At 42.4% G+C, this 15,370-nt stretch carries 21 protein-coding genes, 1 pseudogene and 1 riboswitch; of the genes and pseudogenes, 4 read left to right on the top strand and 18 right to left on the bottom strand.

All coding sequences use genetic code 11. From position 1 onward, the window contains the following. Positions 1 to 72 precede the first annotated feature (72 nt). From rluB to scpA, 7 genes are all read right to left on the bottom strand, one after another. Positions 73 to 807: a 23S rRNA pseudouridine(2605) synthase RluB gene (gene rluB / locus BGM23_RS10545; RefSeq protein WP_004398815.1), complete on the bottom strand. Its 735-nt coding sequence runs from the start codon at positions 805 to 807 to the stop codon at positions 73 to 75. 91 nt (positions 808 to 898) lie between these two features. Beyond that, positions 899 to 1,435: a spore maturation protein SpmB gene (gene spmB / locus BGM23_RS10540; RefSeq protein WP_003230509.1), complete on the bottom strand. Its 537-nt coding sequence runs from the start codon at positions 1,433 to 1,435 to the stop codon at positions 899 to 901. A 4-nt stretch (positions 1,436 to 1,439) separates the two neighbouring features. Next, the gene (gene spmA, locus BGM23_RS10535; protein ID WP_004398980.1) at positions 1,440 to 2,030 is read right to left on the bottom strand and encodes a spore maturation protein SpmA; all 591 of its coding nucleotides are present in this window, start codon (positions 2,028 to 2,030) and stop codon (positions 1,440 to 1,442) included. Beyond that, entirely contained in the window at positions 2,018 to 3,166 is a 1,149-nt protein-coding gene (gene dacB, locus BGM23_RS10530; RefSeq protein ID WP_003230505.1) for a D-alanyl-D-alanine carboxypeptidase DacB, read from the bottom strand. The genes spmA and dacB overlap by 13 nt, the downstream gene beginning before the upstream one ends. Positions 3,167 to 3,288: 122 nt before the next feature. Beyond that, positions 3,289 to 3,828, bottom strand: a complete 540-nt coding sequence (locus BGM23_RS10525) for a YpuI family protein (protein WP_014477219.1) — start codon at positions 3,826 to 3,828, stop codon at positions 3,289 to 3,291. Between the two features lie 54 nt (positions 3,829 to 3,882). Then, on the bottom strand, positions 3,883 to 4,476 hold the full coding sequence (gene scpB / locus BGM23_RS10520; RefSeq protein WP_015714191.1) for an SMC-Scp complex subunit ScpB: 594 nt from the start codon (positions 4,474 to 4,476) through the stop codon (positions 3,883 to 3,885). Next, positions 4,466 to 5,221, bottom strand: a complete 756-nt coding sequence (scpA, locus tag BGM23_RS10515) for a segregation/condensation protein A (protein WP_015714192.1) — start codon at positions 5,219 to 5,221, stop codon at positions 4,466 to 4,468. Before scpA ends, scpB begins: the two co-directional genes overlap by 11 nt. A 273-nt stretch (positions 5,222 to 5,494) precedes the next feature. Between scpA and BGM23_RS10510 the strand changes: the two genes are divergently transcribed. Further along, complete coding sequence (locus tag BGM23_RS10510) at positions 5,495 to 6,019, top strand: DUF309 domain-containing protein (RefSeq protein WP_015714193.1); 525 nt, start codon at positions 5,495 to 5,497, stop codon at positions 6,017 to 6,019. 13 nt (positions 6,020 to 6,032) lie between these two features. Here BGM23_RS10510 and ribT read toward each other — a convergent pair whose 3' ends face one another. The 7 genes from ribT to sipS form a co-directional block, all read right to left on the bottom strand. After that, on the bottom strand, positions 6,033 to 6,407 hold the full coding sequence (gene ribT / locus BGM23_RS10505) for a GNAT family N-acetyltransferase RibT (protein ID WP_003223910.1): 375 nt from the start codon (positions 6,405 to 6,407) through the stop codon (positions 6,033 to 6,035). A 112-nt stretch (positions 6,408 to 6,519) separates the two neighbouring features. Beyond that, the gene (gene ribH / locus BGM23_RS10500) at positions 6,520 to 6,984 is read right to left on the bottom strand and encodes a 6,7-dimethyl-8-ribityllumazine synthase (RefSeq protein WP_003223915.1); all 465 of its coding nucleotides are present in this window, start codon (positions 6,982 to 6,984) and stop codon (positions 6,520 to 6,522) included. Between the two features lie 32 nt (positions 6,985 to 7,016). Then, positions 7,017 to 8,213, bottom strand: coding sequence for a bifunctional 3,4-dihydroxy-2-butanone-4-phosphate synthase/GTP cyclohydrolase II (locus BGM23_RS10495; RefSeq protein WP_015714194.1), 1,197 nt, complete (start codon positions 8,211 to 8,213; stop codon positions 7,017 to 7,019). 14 nt (positions 8,214 to 8,227) lie between these two features. After that, complete coding sequence (gene ribE, locus BGM23_RS10490; RefSeq protein ID WP_014480161.1) at positions 8,228 to 8,875, bottom strand: riboflavin synthase subunit alpha; 648 nt, start codon at positions 8,873 to 8,875, stop codon at positions 8,228 to 8,230. A 10-nt stretch (positions 8,876 to 8,885) separates the two neighbouring features. Next, the gene (gene ribD / locus BGM23_RS10485) at positions 8,886 to 9,971 is read right to left on the bottom strand and encodes a bifunctional diaminohydroxyphosphoribosylaminopyrimidine deaminase/5-amino-6-(5-phosphoribosylamino)uracil reductase RibD (protein WP_015714195.1); all 1,086 of its coding nucleotides are present in this window, start codon (positions 9,969 to 9,971) and stop codon (positions 8,886 to 8,888) included. A 129-nt stretch (positions 9,972 to 10,100) separates the two neighbouring features. Further along, positions 10,101 to 10,245: riboswitch (FMN riboswitch) on the bottom strand. Between the two features lie 119 nt (positions 10,246 to 10,364). Beyond that, entirely contained in the window at positions 10,365 to 10,709 is a 345-nt protein-coding gene (locus tag BGM23_RS10480; protein ID WP_003230488.1) for a hypothetical protein, read from the bottom strand. Positions 10,710 to 10,943: 234 nt separating this feature from the next. Further along, positions 10,944 to 11,495: a signal peptidase I sipS gene (sipS, locus tag BGM23_RS10475; protein WP_015251786.1), complete on the bottom strand. Its 552-nt coding sequence runs from the start codon at positions 11,493 to 11,495 to the stop codon at positions 10,944 to 10,946. Between the two features lie 239 nt (positions 11,496 to 11,734). On the opposite strand from sipS, the gene BGM23_RS21415 reads away from it, so the two are divergent. After that, entirely contained in the window at positions 11,735 to 11,974 is a 240-nt protein-coding gene (locus BGM23_RS21415; RefSeq protein WP_015251784.1) for a hypothetical protein, read from the top strand. Here BGM23_RS21415 and BGM23_RS10470 read toward each other — a convergent pair. The 3 genes and pseudogenes from BGM23_RS10470 to BGM23_RS10460 all read right to left on the bottom strand — a co-directional run bounded on the left by BGM23_RS10470 (position 11,917) and on the right by BGM23_RS10460 (position 12,958). Next, entirely contained in the window at positions 11,917 to 12,123 is a 207-nt protein-coding gene (locus tag BGM23_RS10470; RefSeq protein WP_003230483.1) for a zinc ribbon domain-containing protein, read from the bottom strand. The two genes, BGM23_RS21415 and BGM23_RS10470, sit on opposite strands and share 58 nt — an antisense overlap. A 119-nt stretch (positions 12,124 to 12,242) precedes the next feature. Continuing rightward, the gene (locus BGM23_RS21410) at positions 12,243 to 12,446 is read right to left on the bottom strand and encodes a phosphatase PAP2 family protein (RefSeq protein ID WP_231940261.1); all 204 of its coding nucleotides are present in this window, start codon (positions 12,444 to 12,446) and stop codon (positions 12,243 to 12,245) included. A 309-nt stretch (positions 12,447 to 12,755) separates the two neighbouring features. Then, a pseudogene (locus BGM23_RS10460) lies at positions 12,756 to 12,958 on the bottom strand (hypothetical protein). Positions 12,959 to 13,442: 484 nt separating this feature from the next. Between BGM23_RS10460 and BGM23_RS10455 the strand changes: the two are divergent. Then, on the top strand, positions 13,443 to 13,655 hold the full coding sequence (locus BGM23_RS10455) for a spore germination protein (RefSeq protein WP_003230479.1): 213 nt from the start codon (positions 13,443 to 13,445) through the stop codon (positions 13,653 to 13,655). A 143-nt stretch (positions 13,656 to 13,798) separates the two neighbouring features. On the opposite strand, the gene BGM23_RS10450 is transcribed toward BGM23_RS10455, so the two are convergent. After that, positions 13,799 to 14,230, bottom strand: a complete 432-nt coding sequence (locus BGM23_RS10450) for a peptidylprolyl isomerase (RefSeq protein ID WP_003223931.1) — start codon at positions 14,228 to 14,230, stop codon at positions 13,799 to 13,801. Between the two features lie 256 nt (positions 14,231 to 14,486). Between BGM23_RS10450 and BGM23_RS10445 the strand changes: the two genes are divergently transcribed. Further along, positions 14,487 to 15,359 carry a DUF1002 domain-containing protein gene (locus BGM23_RS10445; protein WP_009967658.1) on the top strand — a complete coding sequence of 291 codons (873 nt, stop codon included), beginning with the start codon at positions 14,487 to 14,489 and terminating at the stop codon, positions 15,357 to 15,359. Positions 15,360 to 15,370 lie beyond the last annotated feature (11 nt).

The raw sequence follows: 15,370 nt of genomic DNA, 5'->3' as shown, positions 1-15,370 counted from the left end.
ATTGCAGATCCATTCAATTATATCATTGCACGTTCATTTCACATTTCTTACTTTTTGAAGGTTATGTGAAATTTAGAAAGCGTTTTTACCGTGATCCGCCAGTGCTCTGAGCCTTTTTACTTCGTGAGGCGTAAGCTCTCTGGCATCGCCCGTGTGCAAGCCTCGCAGGTTTAAAAACGCGTATTCCTCACGCTTCAGCTTGATTACCTCATGTCCGATCGCTTCAAACATGCGGCGCACCTGTCTGTTGCGTCCCTCATGGATCGTCAGCTGAATAATGCTTGTCTGCTTTTTCTTATCCAAAGACAGCAGCTTCGCTTTAGCAGGCGCTGTTTTGCCTTCCTCCAGCCTAATTCCGCGCTCCAGCTTTCTGAGCAGCTCTTTAGGCGGGATTCCTTTCACCTTCGCCACGTATGTTTTGTCTATTTCATACTTAGGATGCATTAGCTTATTGGCGAATTCGCCGTCATTGGTTAAAAGCAAAAGACCGCTCGTATCATAGTCCAGACGCCCAATCGGATAAATGCGCTGCGGAATATTTTTAAAAAAGTCCGTCACCACTTTGCGTCCTTTATCATCTTGCGCTGCGGAAATAACGCCTCTTGGTTTATATAAGAGAAAGTAAACCGGCTCTTCGCGTTCAACCTTTAACCCGTTTACCTCAATCTGATCAGAACCGGTGACCTTAACACCTAGCTCTGTTACTACTTTGCCATTCACCTTTACTTTTCCTTCTTTAATCAGCTCTTCTGCCTTTCTGCGCGACGCAACTCCGGCATGAGCAATCACTTTTTGCAGTCTTTCCATGTCTTTCACCTCAAGTATTATCTTACTTTTTTCAACCTTAACAAACAAGCTTTTTCAAATTCCTATGCCAAATCTAAAAAAAACGCCGTTTTCAGGCGCTCCCAAATAATAACGTAACGATGATGATAGATGCAACTACGCCGATTAAATCTGCAAGAAGTCCCACCTTTAATGCATCACCCATTTTTTTAATGCCGACTGCTCCGAAATACACAGTCAGTACGTAAAGCGTTGTATCTGTAGATCCCTGCATGACGGAAGCCAGCCTGCCGATAAAGGAATCGGGCCCGTATACTGCAATTAAATCGGTCGTCATTCCAAGTGCGGCCGTACCGGAGATCGGGCGGATCAGAGCAAGCGGCACTACTTCAGCAGGGATGCCGATAGCGGAGAAAGCCGGTTTTAAAAGATCCATTATAAAATCAAGCGCGCCTGATGATCTGAAAACAGTTATAGCGACAAGCATTCCGACTAAATAGGGGATAATGGAAAAGGCAATTTCTATCCCCTCTTTCCCGCCTTCGACAAACGATTCATATGTCGGAACCTTTTTGATCGTTCCATAAAGAAGAATTCCGGCAATAATGATTGGAATCATGGCTAAAGACAGCCAGTTGATGATTTCCATCCGCTCACCTTCCCTTCTTTTTGCGGCGGTAATAAAAATACCGATCAATGATAATGGCACCGATTCCGGAAATAAGCGTTGCCAAAATGCTTGGCCCGACGATATCTGTCGGCGTTTTGGAGGAATAAGCCATTCGGACAGCGATCACCGTTGTCGGGATGAGTGTGATGCAGGACGTATTAACAGCTAAAAAAGTAATCATCGACCGGCTTGCTTCCGATCGGTTTCCGTTCAGCTTTTTCATTTGTTCCATTGCTTTAATGCCAAGCGGAGTTGCTGCATTTCCGAGGCCGAAGAAATTCGCCATAAGATTAGATAAAATATAGCCCATCGCCGGGTGATCCGGCGGTATATCAGGGAACAGTTTAGATATAAAAGGCCTGCACATCCGGCTGAAAATATCCAAAAGCCCTGACTGCTCGGCGATTTTCATTAAGCCAAGCCAGAAAACAAGCACGCTCATCAATCCAAATGAGATCGTAATCGCTTCTTTTGCACCCTTAAACACGGCTTCATTTACATCTTGCAGAGTTCCGTTGCACATCGCAAAAACGAGTCCGATCACGGTTAAACTGACCCAAATTATATTGACCATTTTGCTCCGCCTGCCGCATTCAGAAAGATTGATTTAAACGTTTCAAAAAATTGTTTCTTCGGTTTTTGATGCCGCTCATTTTCATAATAGATCGGCACTTTTGCGATGGTTGCATCGTTGAACATGATCTCCATGTGCCCTACGATGTCAGGGATTTTCGAGGCATCTTTTTCCCATGCTTTTTTCGGCTTGAGCAGTGTGGTATTAATTTTTACATTTTCTTTTTCCTCTTCGGTCAGCAAATAGGTGATATCACGTTTGATAAAAGCCTTCGATTCATAAAATGTGCCTTTCAGCTTTGGAATATCCCCTTTTTTTGCAATTAAATAGGTTTGATAATGCTCAAACACATAGTTAAACATCTTCATATGGTCATCCCAATCATTAGGGTCATTAATGGTGACGGCTATCAGGTCAATGCCGTCCTTTGAAGCCGTAGAGACCAGTGTCCGTTTTGCAAGTTTTGTATAGCCTGTTTTTCCTCCTGTGCTGTACGGATATAGCATGGTCAGCAGTTTATTTTTGTTTTTCCATACGCTTTCCATCGTTTCCGCTTTGTATATTTTTGTGCCTGAAATCTTTTGATAGTCTTTCAGCTTCATAGCATACTTAGTTAAAATGGCCATGTCATAGGCTGTTGAATAATGATTTTCATGGTCGTCCAATCCGTGCGGGTTTTGAAAACGGGTGTTCTTCATACCAAGCTGCTCGGCTTTTTGATTCATCATATAAACAAACCCATCGAGGCTCCCACCGACATGCTCAGCAATCGCGACAGCGGCGTCGTTTCCTGATCTTAGCATCAGGCCATACACAAGATCTTTCAGCTTTACTTTTTGACCTTCTGTTAAATAAATGGCGGAGCCTTCTGTTCTGACAGCATTTGCCGAAACCGTCACCGTTTGATCCATTTTGCCGGATTCGATGGCGAGGACGGCGGTCATAATTTTTGTGATGCTCGCGATCCGCCTTTTTTGATGCTCATCCTTGGCATATAACACTCTGCCTGACGCACCGTCAATAATGATCGCGCTTTTTGCACTGACATCTATAGCAGCATGTGCTGTATTCACATTTACAGTTGCAATAAGAAAAGAAATCATGATCACGAATACTGCTTTTTTGAAAATGCGCATGTTTGCTCACGTCCTTGTGGTGGTTTGTACAAGTTTATGCGCATGTCCATCAGTTATGAATAACAATTATATTTCTGGAAGCAAACATAAAAAAACTCTCCCTGAAAAAGGGAGAGTAAACGTTATCTGATTGGCGCCATGCTTGATCCGGACGCTTCGTAATGAGCCAGCTCTTCCCTCATCTTCAGAAAGGCCGCGCTCAACGGCAATAATAATTGCTCAAGCGACGCAGGAACAGCATGATAAAACTCAATTGCGCTGACCCCGGTATAAGACGCCCGGCTATTTTCACACCACGTGTCTTTTTTCGGCATAAAGAACTCTTCAATGCATTGGTGATACACATTATAAAGTGTTTTTTCCGCTCTGGCTTCCTGAAAAGGCTCCTGCATCAGGAGACGGCGGCACGCTTCTGCGCCTCCTTCACAAAATACTGCCATTCTTCTCAGAGTGCTCAGCACATCACAGCAGTATCCTTTTTCAATAGGCAATTCAGCCTGTAAGGACTCAAGCGTCGTTTGATTTAGGTAATCGTTCACGGTATTGACAACCATTGATAAGAATTCGCCTGTTTTTTGAGTCTGCGCTCGCACAATCGAATGTCCCATTTCGTTTGGTATCTTCCCCTCATGTCTTTGTCTCTCACATTTTGCTTCTTTCATGATAGCTTCTTCCTTATATCTTATGATGATGAAAAAGCGCGATTCATTAAACTTCTATTTTATATCTTCGAAGGTTTGGTTAAAGTTTTCAAAAAATAAATCTGCTTCTTCTTGAAGAACGTCTTCTTCCGCATTTTCAGGCAGCGGCGGAAGCTCGTCCAGCGTTTTCAGACCGAATTGTTCAAGAAAAGTCGGCGTAGTACCGTATAAAATGGCCCGCCCCGGACCATCGGCACGCCCTACTTCACACAATAGCGCCTTCGCGACAAGACTGTGTAAAATCCGCTCTGATTTTACTCCTCTGATTTCTTCAATTTCTGCTCTCGTAATTGGCTGTTTGTATGAAACAATGGCCAGTACTTCTAAAGATGCTTGAGAAAGGCCCTTTGACGGCACTTCAATCAGTTTTTTCAAGTAAGGCGCAAAGTCTTTTTTGGTAGAGAGCATGTACGTATCTGCATACTCAATAAGTTCAATCCCTCGTGTATCTCCGCGGTATTCGTCCGCCACATCCGCCATGACAGTGTTCAGTTCAGGCTCTTCGATTTCAAGCACTGTTAACAGCTGCTTTTTTGTAAGCCCTTCATCGCCTGCCGCATAAAGAAGGGCTTCCACAATAGCTTTCCAATTCACGATATCAAGCCCCATGAATGGATTCACTCCCCGTAATGTAAATATCTGAAAAATTGTGCTCCTGTTCAATGAGGACCAGCTGATTTTTCATCAGCTCGAGAACAGCTAGAAAGGTCACTACTAAATGTTCTTTTTGCTCATATGGAAACAGATCCATAAAGTTGATTCTCGTTCCTCTAGATTTCAAGCTGTGCACGATTTCGTTCATTCTGGCTTCGATTGGTATGTCCTGTCTTGTAATTGTTGTTTCCATCGGCCTGTTTATTTTTTTGCGTTTCAGCACTTTTTGAAAAGCTCCGATCATATCATAGACCGTGACAGAGAGCTTTTGCTCAGACTGTTTTACTTCTTTTGCATATTCACTCAAATCACTCGGCGGTTTCGTGAACGATTTTTGTCTTTCTTCTTCCCGTTCTTTTAATTCCTTCGCCGCATCTTTATATTTTCGATACTCAATCAGCTTTTCAATCAGTTCCTCCCGCGGATCTTCTTCTTCAAGCAATTCATCTTCAAAAAGCTCCTCCTCTTGCTTCGGGAGCAGCATTCTGCTTTTAATGCTGAGCAGCGTGGCAGCCATAACCAAATACTCGCTGGCCATATCGAGCTCAAGCACACGCATCGTATGTACATATAATAAATATTGTTCAGTGATCTTCGCCACAGGTATATCATATATGTCAATTTCAAGACGATTGATTAAATGAAGCAGCAGGTCCAATGGGCCCTCAAACGTATCAATTTTCACTTGATATTCTTCCATCATCTCACCATTTTCAAGTATCACTCTCATTGCCGAAAAAACTGGCTACCCTATAGTATAAGCCACCAAAAAGCTCTCGTCCAATACTATTTCATTTCCTGTTTTGAACAAGTTTATGCAGAATATTCAAAACACGAGAGGTGTTTGCTCGGAGCGCTGAAGCGGGAGAAAAAGCCTTAGCTTCTGGTTTTCCTTTCTAATAGAGGCCGAGCGTTCTTTTTTCCTTTTATCCCTTCTATGGTACACTAAAAGCACATTAAAGGAGGAAGCACCTTGTATCCGAAAGCTTATATAGATTATCTCGTTGAGTTTCACGCGACACGGGATTATTTTGAATGCCATGAAATATTAGAAGAATATTGGAAGGAAGATCCGCCAAAGAAACGAAAACGCTATTGGGTGGGCTTTATTCAGCTTGCAGTTGCTTTATATCATCACAGAAGGCAGAATACAGCCGGGGCAAAAAGACTGATGGCGAACAGCATCCGGATTCTTCAAGCAGAACACCGGGCAGTCGAAGACTTAGGGCTTGATCATGGCCGTTTGCTCGAACTTATGCAATCGGTTTACGAACAAATTGAAACGGGCTCTGCCTATAAAAGCATTATGCTGCCAATCAAAGATAAGAAACTGGAGGAAGCATGCAGGATCGAATGCAGGAAAAAAAAGTATACATGGGGGCAGCCCAGTGCACTCAGCAACATATTTCTTATCGACAAACACCGTTTGCGGGATCGGACTGACGTCATCCGTGAACGTGAAAAAGAAATAGAACGCAGAAAAAAAAGCAGAGACTGATCACAGCCTCTGCTTAATTATTGTATGAAATGTCTTGATCCTGCTGACCTTGACAACGTTCGAAAAAGCTCTGCGTTAATTCATTTGGAACCAGTACTTGCGTTTTGAATAAATGCTTTAAAGCATCCATCATCTGTTTTCCGATTCCTTGATGGCGATGAGAAGGATTCACACTGATATGCCGGATCTCAACCTCAGAATCCTTTTTTTCGACTCCGATTGCTCCAACGATATCCTCGTCCTCTTTCCAAAGAAAGAGCTGGCGGTCTGTATCCGTTTCGTAGTCCTTAATTGTCTGCTGAAGCTGCTTAAGGTCTTTTTCATTCGGCATAAACGAAAGAAGCCCCATCGCAATCTTTTCAAACGATTTTTTATAACGAATTAACATAAAAACCCCTCTATATCCAAAATGTCCAGTCTGCTATTAACGGATACGAATAGGTGATCCGTTTTCTCACATTATATCATTTTCGCCATATTTTTAAACTGTTTTCAGCAAATTATTCAAATGAGCGGTTTAAATTTGCCATTTCAATGGCAGAAACAGCACAATCTACACCTTTGTTGCCCGCTTTTGTGCCGGCACGCTCGATAGCCTGTTCGATGTTTTCAGTTGTTACAATTCCAAAGATGACAGGTACACCAGTAGTGTTTGCTGCTTGCGCGATGCCTTTTGCAGCTTCATTGCAGACATAATCGTAATGTGTCGTCGCGCCTCTGATGACAGTGCCCAATGTGATAATAGCATCATATTTTTTTGTTTCCGCCATTTTTTTCGCAGCAAACGGTATTTCAAATGCGCCTGGAACCCAAGCCACATCAATGTCATTTGTGTCTACGCCATGTCTGAGCAACGCATCTTCTGCTCCGCTCAGCAGCTTGCTCGTAATAAAATCATTAAATCTTCCTACTACGATTCCGATTTTAAGACCTGTACCAACTAAATTTCCTTGTATGATATTCATATGATTCCCATCCTTTTTTGTGATATTTGTGATTAGAAATGAAGTAAATGACCTAGCTTGTTCATTTTGGTTTGCAAATATTTTTTATTGTGTTCTTTCGCCTCCATTTGAAGCGGCACTCTTTCTGAAATACTGAGTCCGTAGCCTTCAAGGCCTGCGATTTTTCGCGGATTATTCGTCAAAAGCTTCATATTCCGGACACCGAGGTCGCGTAAAATTTGTGCTCCGATGCCATAGTTGCGAAGATCCGGCAAGAATCCAAGCGCCTCATTGGCTTCTACGGTGTCATAGCCTTGTTCCTGAAGCTTATAAGCTTTTAATTTATTGATTAAACCGATGCCTCGTCCTTCTTGGCGCAAGTACAGGAGCACTCCACGGCCATCTGCGGCAATTTGGTTCAGCGCGGCGTGCAGCTGCGGTCCACAATCACAGCGATGAGAGCCAAACACGTCACCTGTGAGACATTCTGAATGCACCCGGACCAATACCGGTTCTTCTCCGAACGGCACATCTCCCATCACAAATGCGACATGCTCTTTTCCATCTACCTCATTTGTGTATCCATAAACCTTAAATGTCCCAAAATCAGTAGGCAGCGTAATGTCAACTTCACGCTCGACAAGTGTTGTCAGATTGTAACGGTATTGAATCAAATCCTTAATGGTGATCATTTTTAATTGATGCTTTTTCGCAATTTCAATGAGCTCAGGTACTCTCGCCATCGTTCCGTCTTCATTCATAATTTCACAAATGACGCCGGCTCCTGGAGATCCGCAGGCTTCAGCAAGATCAACAGCAGCTTCTGTATGGCCCGCTCTTTTCAGGACACCTCCTTTTTTCGCAATCAGCGGAAAAATGTGCCCCGGACGCTGAAAATCAGATGGCACGGATGTGCTGTCCAGCAATGCTTGAACGGTAAAAGATCTTTCTTGAGCGCTGATACCTGTCTTCGTTTCACGATGGTCTATACTTACGGTAAATGCAGTGTGGTGAGAATCTGTATTATGCTCAACCATAGGGTGAAGATCAAGCCTGTCTGCGATTTCCTCACTGAGCGGCGTGCAGATCAGTCCTCTCCCATGTGTCGCCATAAAGTTAATGACTTCCGGCGTTGCATGCTCGGCAAGAGCCACAAAGTCTCCTTCATTTTCTCTGTCTTCATCATCTACAACGATGATGACTTCGCCTTTTTTTAAAGCGTCCAGTGCTTCTTCTATCGGATGAAACATGCAAATCTTCCTCTCTAAAAGCCGTTTTCGCTTAAGAAGGCTTTTGTAATGGTTTGTTGGGTCTTATTTTCATTGGCTTTATGCAAAAATCGATACATATATTTTCCGATCATATCGCATTCGATATTCACTTTAGAGCCGATCGTTTTTTCTGAAAAAATCGTTTCGCTGATCGTATGCGGTATTAAGGAGATCGTCACTGTGTCTTCTGTCAGGCCGAATATGGTTAAGCTCACGCCATCCACAGTAATTGATCCCTTTAAAACCAATGTTTTTGTTAATGACGGGTCCATTTTTAAATCATAGTAAACTGCGTTGCTTTTCTCTTCAATTCGTGTGATTTCCGCAGTTCCGTCGACATGGCCTGAGACGAAATGGCCTCCGAAACGGCCGTTTGCCGCCATCGCTCTTTCCAGATTTACTTTGCTTCCTTTTGTTAAATCATTCAGTGACGTAGCTTTGACTGTTTCAGGCATAACATCCACTGTGAATTGATTTTTTGTAAAATCAGTGACAGTCAGACAAATGCCGTTCACTGCAATGCTGTCGCCAAGATGAACATCCTCTAAAATCTTTGAGCATTTAATAGTTAAGGCCATTGAATGCCCTGCTTTTTTCATGGATTCGATTGTGCCTGTTTCTTCGATAATTCCTGTAAACATGGTCACCATCCTATTCCTTTGTCGGTTTTGCCGTCAGTTTGATATCACGGCCGATTTGGGTTATATCAGTGAATTGTAATAAGGGGACATCTTTCATTGATTGAAAACCTTCACCGGAGATTAAGCTGGGAGCATGCGTTCCTCCGATTAGTTTAGGGGCAAAATAGAAGATGATTTCTTGAAAACAGCCTTCTTTGACAAAGCTTCCGTGAACAGCTGAACCGCCTTCCACATACACCGACATGATGCCTTCTTCCGCTAGGATCTTCAAAACATCGGGAATTTGAATGCGCTCGGTTTCAAGTGTAAATATGTTCACTCCGAAAGCTGAAAGCCGTTTTTTCTTTTCCTCGTCTGCGCGTGCCGTCGTAAAAATCCATGTCGGCGCTATTTGATCGCAAATCACTTTAGCGTCCTCAGGAATCGAGAGTACGGTATCAAGTATGACCCGAACCGGCTGTTTTGTTACATTCGGCAGTCTGCAGGTTAAGCTCGGATTGTCGGCTTTCACTGTGCCAACTCCGACTAAAATGCTTTGGTGTGTTTTCCTGTATTGCTGAGCATCCTGTCTTGCAGCCTCTGACGTGATCCATTTGCTGTCACCCGTGCTGGTAGCTATCTTGCCGTCAAGGCTGGCAGCCGCTTTTAGCGTGACGTACGGAAGGCCTGTCCTCATAAAGTGCAGAAATTTTTCATTCAGCCTCTCCGCCTGGTCTGCCAGGATACCTTCCCTTACCTCAATGCCGGCTTCTTTGATCATGCTGATCCCTCTTCCAGCCACAAGCGGATTAGGATCTCTCATCGCCACGAACACTCTTTTGATGCCAGAGTTGATAATCAATTCTGCACATGGCGGTGTTTTTCCGTAATGGCTGCACGGTTCGAGTGTAACGTAAATGTCGGCACCCTCTGCATGTGCTCCAGCCATATGGATGGCATGAACTTCTGCATGAGCTTCACCATATTTTAAATGGGCGCCCATTCCGACAATTTGTCCGTCCTTTACGACAACAGCGCCGACGAGCGGATTGGATTCGGTCTGTCCTTCGCCCTGCTTCGCAAGATCTAAGGCCAGCTTCATATAATACTCTTCCATTTGTTTCCCTCCCCTCTTTTGTTATTTACCGTCAAAAAAGCCCCGAATTTATAAAAAATTCGGGGCTTTAGGTATTTTACGCAATAGGAAATAACACTATGCATTTTTAAACATTTTGCATAGCGGCTCATCATCCTTCTCCCATCCAGACTTTCACTGTCGGCTTCAGCTTAAACTGAATCCACCGCGTGCTTATGCACACGGGTCACGGGCTCTAAAGCAAATGTGCTTTACTACCGCCGGTCGGGATTTCCACCCTGCCCCGAAGGATACAATCTTTATTCATTTGTCCTTATTGGCTATTATAGCGATCCTTTTTAAAGTACGCAATGAAATAAACTTACAATTTGAGAAAAACAAAACATCACCCTTCGATCCGAAAGGTGATGTTTTTTAATCATTCACTTTTGCAACCTTGATTAATCCGTCGATCCGCTTTGATTTGCTGAAGTATGCCTTAATCTTGTCACCTTCTTTTATATCAGATAAATCCTGATTTAATTTTTTTCCGTTGAAGATGATTTTCGTTCCGTTTTCTGCTACTCCATGATACTCTGAGCCGTCAATTTTCGTCACTTTATATTCCTGGATGGTGTATTCCTCTTCTTCCGAGGACAAGGTTTGTCCAATTGCTGTCGGAACATCCTTCAGCTCAACATCATTTATGTACATATAACCGCCTGCAAGTAAAAGCAAAAGCACTAACAGAATGGTAATCTTGGTTTTTATTCTTCCCATTTCTAAACCTCCAGCCAATATGAATCTATTCATTCATATGAGTTATTCCTTTTTTTCATGAATAAAAAACCGTAAATTCTCGTAAATTATTAATATAACGATGCATAACGGGAATATGTTTCACATTTCTGCAAAAATTTCTTTTCTATAGATATACGAATTTATGTTCTGTTTTTAGGGGATGACCGTAAAAAAGATATAAAAAAAGCAGCCCCAATGGGAAACTGCTTGATCCTAATTTGTTTTGCGCATTTCGTTAAACGGGTAGAATACAAACTTTGATGTACCCGCAATTTGTTTTTTCGTGAAGAGGCCAAGTCCGTTACGGCTGTCCATGGAATTCCGACGATTGTCACCCATCACAAAATACTTGTTATCAGGCACTTTAACCGGGCCGAAATCATCGGTCAAATGTTTACCGTCCTGTTTCGCTATCTTTTTATTAGCTGCCAAATAAGGTTCGTCCACCTTTTTCCCGTTAATATAGAGCTGGTCATTTTTCATCTCAACCGTATCGCCGGGAAGGCCGATAATACGTTTGACATAGTGAACATCATCTCCGTTTAACACGACGATGTCTCCTCTATCAAACTCGCCGATGTATTTGACTGTCATATTGACAAAGACCCTTTCACGGTTGTGAAGTGTAGGATACATAGAGTCACCATCAACGACATACGGCGCAAAAATAAAGTTACGGATGAGCAAAGCAAGAACGACAGCAATCACAATTGCTTTTGCCCATTCTAATATTGATTTTTTCTTCGAAACATTTTCTGATTTCAACTGATTTCCTCCAATAAACAACGGTCTTCAATTTATGTTATCACGAATCGAAAAAAAATCCCATTAGGACCATTGAAGTGATTTTACAAACACATCTTCTACCCACATCATGCCTATTTTTCTTGTCGATCATAACTAAGCCTGCAAATATTGAAAGAAATGAATCGCATAATTCAGAAGCGATGGACTCAGAAGAAAGAGAGTTCTCATATGCTAAATCTTTAGATCGTATATAAGGCATGAGGTTACGAACAGTTTGTTCATTTATCTCCCAGTCCATGATATCCATGGCACTTGACAAAACAATTCACATCAAGAAGGTTACTGGAATGTTTGCGGCAATCTATTTCACAGGTGATAACCGCACCCCGTTTTTTGCTTTCATAATATGTTTAAAATCATTCAAGCTCGAAAACATGGATCAGCCTCCAAAAAATAAATCCAATATATTCCCGGCAGTTGAAGACTCTTTATTATAAAACTCTGAATATCCGCAGTTCTTACAGTAAACCACTAGAAATCGGTTATGCTGCACGTCAAACAGCTTTGATAATCCCGTGCCGGTTGTGGCTATTTCTTTTTGTCCGGCTTCAGTACTGCCGCATTTTATACAGCCTTTGTTGTCCATATCGCGTTCTCCTTTTCATTACATCACGTTTGTTTGATTTATTTTACTACAAAATACCAATCCCCATGAACCGTACTACTTTAAAGTTTTCTTAATTTTGATCACCCATTCTTTACATACTAATTGGGTTCGTTTCTCAGCTTGGTAAATCTTCTGGAGAAACGGAAAAGCTCCATGACCAAAACATTTAAACCCAGCCAAACACCGCCGAAGGCGTAACCCGCAGCAACATCACTCGGATACTGCTCATTAACGTACACACGGCTCAGCCCAATGAGGAATAAAACGATAATAAACAAAAAAACGCAACAGTTTGCAGACACGCCTTGTGAGAATGACGAACAAAAAGATAAGCACAAAAACCAAAAATGACAAATGCCGTTAACGTCTGTTCGCTTGGGAATGGATATAATACATGACTTTCCAAAGGAGCGTGAACAGGATGAAGGGAATGAAAGAGCCGTCTGATTCCCTCTTCATAAAGCTCTCCACCAATGACTAGGAAATATAAGAAAGAGAGTTCGATTTTCCAACCTTGCCCTTTGAATACCGTCCAAAGAAAAGTTAGAACAATAACGGCTAATAGAACACCTCTCGACGCAAAAGCTTTCTGAATTGCAGCTGGGCCCAGTCTATACCCGATCCAATACGACATCACTCCCACACAGCTCCCCAATCCGGCCGCTAACATGCTTAGCACCCAGTTTAACTTTTCTTGAAACACCAGGACACCGGCAAACTCTCCCGGTCCAAGTAAAGTTAGAAGCTCTAACATCAAGACAATAAACAAGACGGCATATACGTACTGTTCGAGCAAACCCGTCAAAACTTGCACGGATTTCCCTTAAACTTTTTTGTTCTTTTATCATTCCCAATCCACTTTTTGTATAATCAGCACAATTTCACCTTCAGTCGTTCAACAACATGTTTGAGGTTCGAAATGATAAAGTATTTCACTTAGTTTCGTACATGAAGAGGTAAATTCTTTGCTCACCGAACTAGGATAGCGGCGCATGACGATTACTGCATTGCATAACCACTAGTTATTTAGTGAGCCGGGTGCAATGTATATGCATTTTGAGTCAGCACAGGATGATCCTATTACATTCGCCAGAAAAGCAGCTGCCGCATTCAGAGTAGTTAAAAGAATAGACAGATAGCTAGTCTTCCGGAAGCTTTAAAGGAGGCGCTTTTTTCGAGTTTTTTTAAATCAATGAAAACAGGCATCTCCTAAATATTTTTGCCGATAAGTTTACGCTAATCAACTCTAGCACTAATACATATAAAAAATAGAATGATATGAAAGGAGACTTGATAGTATGATTGATTATCCTATTAATATAAACAACGTTTCCGGGAACAGTGTAATTAACGTAGGCGGCGCTTTTATGATCAGGCCTTTAACTTTGTCGAAATCTGTGTTTGGCTCCGGAGGTTTAAACACAGGAATTGTTTTTGAAAATAACTTTGTAAGCAAGGCTAAAATGATTAATCATCAATTTACTGATCAGAACGTCACCAAAACTTTTTAATCTATTCATTACGGGGGCTTGCGATGTCTCACTAACTAAACACCTGGTTTTGCCAACCGCCATCAGCACTCGGCGGTTTTTTATTGAACATTTTTACCCAATAAAAAAGCTCCCTCTATATGAGGAAGCCTTTTGCCTGCCAATTAGCCTTCTACGCGAACTTCTTTCATGACATCGCCGTTAGACATGTTTTTCGCGAATTCTAATCCGCTTGTTACTTTACCGAATACAGTGTGAACACCGTTCAAATGAGGCTGTGGCTCATGAACGATGAAAAATTGGCTGCCGCCAGTGTCTTTTCCGGCATGTGCCATAGAAAGTGCGCCCGCCTCATGTGTATGCGGGTTTCCTTCTGTTTCACATTTGATTGTGTATCCCGGACCGCCAGTACCAGTTCCGTGCGGGCATCCGCCTTGGCTGACGAAGCCAGGGATCACTCGGTGGAATGTAAGCCCGTCATAAAAGCCTTCGTTCGCAAGCTTTTCAAAGTTTGCAACAGTTCCAGGTGCAGCTTCAGGATAAAGTTCAAATTCAATTTTGTTCCCGTCTTCTAATAAAAAGTAACCTGTTTTCAATTGTATGCCTACTTTCTTTATTTTAATTTTCAAAGGAGATTATGTATGATAGGTTATAGCCTGTCTCTCCTTGTCGCGGCTATTATACCACACCTTTCGGGGGAAAACGAATCTCCCGAGCTTTACTAAAAAATAAAAATGAAACCTGAATCTCTTTATCTCCGTCTAACCTAACGGAACTGTATTTTTCATGATTCAGGTCCTCACAAAGCAGCACTATCCAGCTGCTTGTGAAATTGAAGGAGGTCAAACTGCTTTGAAGAAAATTTGGATTGGAATGCTGGCAGCGGCCGTTTTGCTGCTGATGGTTCCGAAGGTCAGTCTCGCGGATGCCGCAGTTGGAGATGTCATTGTAACACTGGGTGCTGATTTGTCAGAATCTGACAAACAAAAAGTGCTTGATGAAATGAATGTCCCTGATAATGCCACAACGGTAACCGTGACCAATAAGGAAGAACATGAATATTTAGGAAAATATATATCGAACGCGCAAATCGGATCGAGAGCGATTTCTTCATCGTCAATCACCATTGCCAAAAAAGGCTCCGGATTGAATGTTGAGACCCATAATATCAGCGGCATCACAGATGAAATGTACCTGAATGCACTGATGACAGCCGGTGTTAAAGATGCGAAGGTGTATGTTACAGCACCGTTTGAAGTATCCGGGACTGCCGCTTTAACTGGATTGATTAAGGCGTATGAAGTTTCTTCTGACGAAGCGATCTCGGAGGATGTTAAGCAGGTCGCCAACCAAGAGCTTGTCACGACATCAGAGCTTGGAGACAAAATCGGTAACGAAAATGCGGCAGCCCTGATTGCAAAAATCAAAGAAGAGTTTGCTAAAAACGGGGTGCCTGATAATAAAGCTGACATCGAAAAACAAGTGGATGACGCAGCTTCTGATTTAAACGTCACACTTACAGACAGCCAAAAGAATCAGCTTGTCTCCCTATTCAATAAGATGAAAAACGCTGACATTGACTGGGGACAGGTCAGTGACCAGCTAGATAAAGCGAAAGATAAGATTACGAAATTCATAGAATCAGATGAAGGCAAAAACTTCATCCAGAAAGTCATTGATTTCTTCGTATCTATCTGGAATGCGATTGTATCTATATTCAAATAAGAAAAGCGCCG

The organism is Bacillus sp. FJAT-14266, from assembly GCF_001719225.1.
Taxonomy (GTDB): domain Bacteria; phylum Bacillota; class Bacilli; order Bacillales; family Bacillaceae; genus Bacillus; species Bacillus subtilis.
Note: the sequence above shows the minus strand (reverse complement) of the source record. Positions and strands in the feature narration are given on the sequence as shown.

Excerpts from the sequence above, each read along its gene's own strand:
- BGM23_RS10525 (WP_014477219.1), bottom strand. The coding sequence starts at position 3,828 with ATGAAAGAAGCAAAATGTGAGAGACAAAGACATGAGGGGAAGATACCA.
- ribE (WP_014480161.1), bottom strand. The coding sequence starts at position 8,875 with ATGTTTACAGGAATTATCGAAGAAACAGGCACAATCGAATCCATGAAA.
- rluB (WP_004398815.1), bottom strand. The coding sequence starts at position 807 with ATGGAAAGACTGCAAAAAGTGATTGCTCATGCCGGAGTTGCGTCGCGC.
- dacB (WP_003230505.1), bottom strand. The coding sequence starts at position 3,166 with ATGCGCATTTTCAAAAAAGCAGTATTCGTGATCATGATTTCTTTTCTT.
- ribD (WP_015714195.1), bottom strand. The coding sequence starts at position 9,971 with ATGGAAGAGTATTATATGAAGCTGGCCTTAGATCTTGCGAAGCAGGGC.
- scpB (WP_015714191.1), bottom strand. The coding sequence starts at position 4,476 with ATGGGGCTTGATATCGTGAATTGGAAAGCTATTGTGGAAGCCCTTCTT.
- spmB (WP_003230509.1), bottom strand. The coding sequence starts at position 1,435 with ATGGAAATCATCAACTGGCTGTCTTTAGCCATGATTCCAATCATTATT.
- ribH (WP_003223915.1), bottom strand. The coding sequence starts at position 6,984 with ATGAATATCATACAAGGAAATTTAGTTGGTACAGGTCTTAAAATCGGA.
- BGM23_RS21415 (WP_015251784.1), top strand. The coding sequence starts at position 11,735 with ATGAGGTTACGAACAGTTTGTTCATTTATCTCCCAGTCCATGATATCC.
- scpA (WP_015714192.1), bottom strand. The coding sequence starts at position 5,221 with ATGGAAGAATATCAAGTGAAAATTGATACGTTTGAGGGCCCATTGGAC.
- ribT (WP_003223910.1), bottom strand. The coding sequence starts at position 6,407 with ATGTTAATTCGTTATAAAAAATCGTTTGAAAAGATTGCGATGGGGCTT.
- BGM23_RS10495 (WP_015714194.1), bottom strand. The coding sequence starts at position 8,213 with ATGTTTCATCCGATAGAAGAAGCACTGGACGCTTTAAAAAAAGGCGAA.
- BGM23_RS10455 (WP_003230479.1), top strand. The coding sequence starts at position 13,443 with ATGATTGATTATCCTATTAATATAAACAACGTTTCCGGGAACAGTGTA.
- BGM23_RS10480 (WP_003230488.1), bottom strand. The coding sequence starts at position 10,709 with ATGGGAAGAATAAAAACCAAGATTACCATTCTGTTAGTGCTTTTGCTT.
- spmA (WP_004398980.1), bottom strand. The coding sequence starts at position 2,030 with ATGGTCAATATAATTTGGGTCAGTTTAACCGTGATCGGACTCGTTTTT.
- BGM23_RS10470 (WP_003230483.1), bottom strand. The coding sequence starts at position 12,123 with ATGGACAACAAAGGCTGTATAAAATGCGGCAGTACTGAAGCCGGACAA.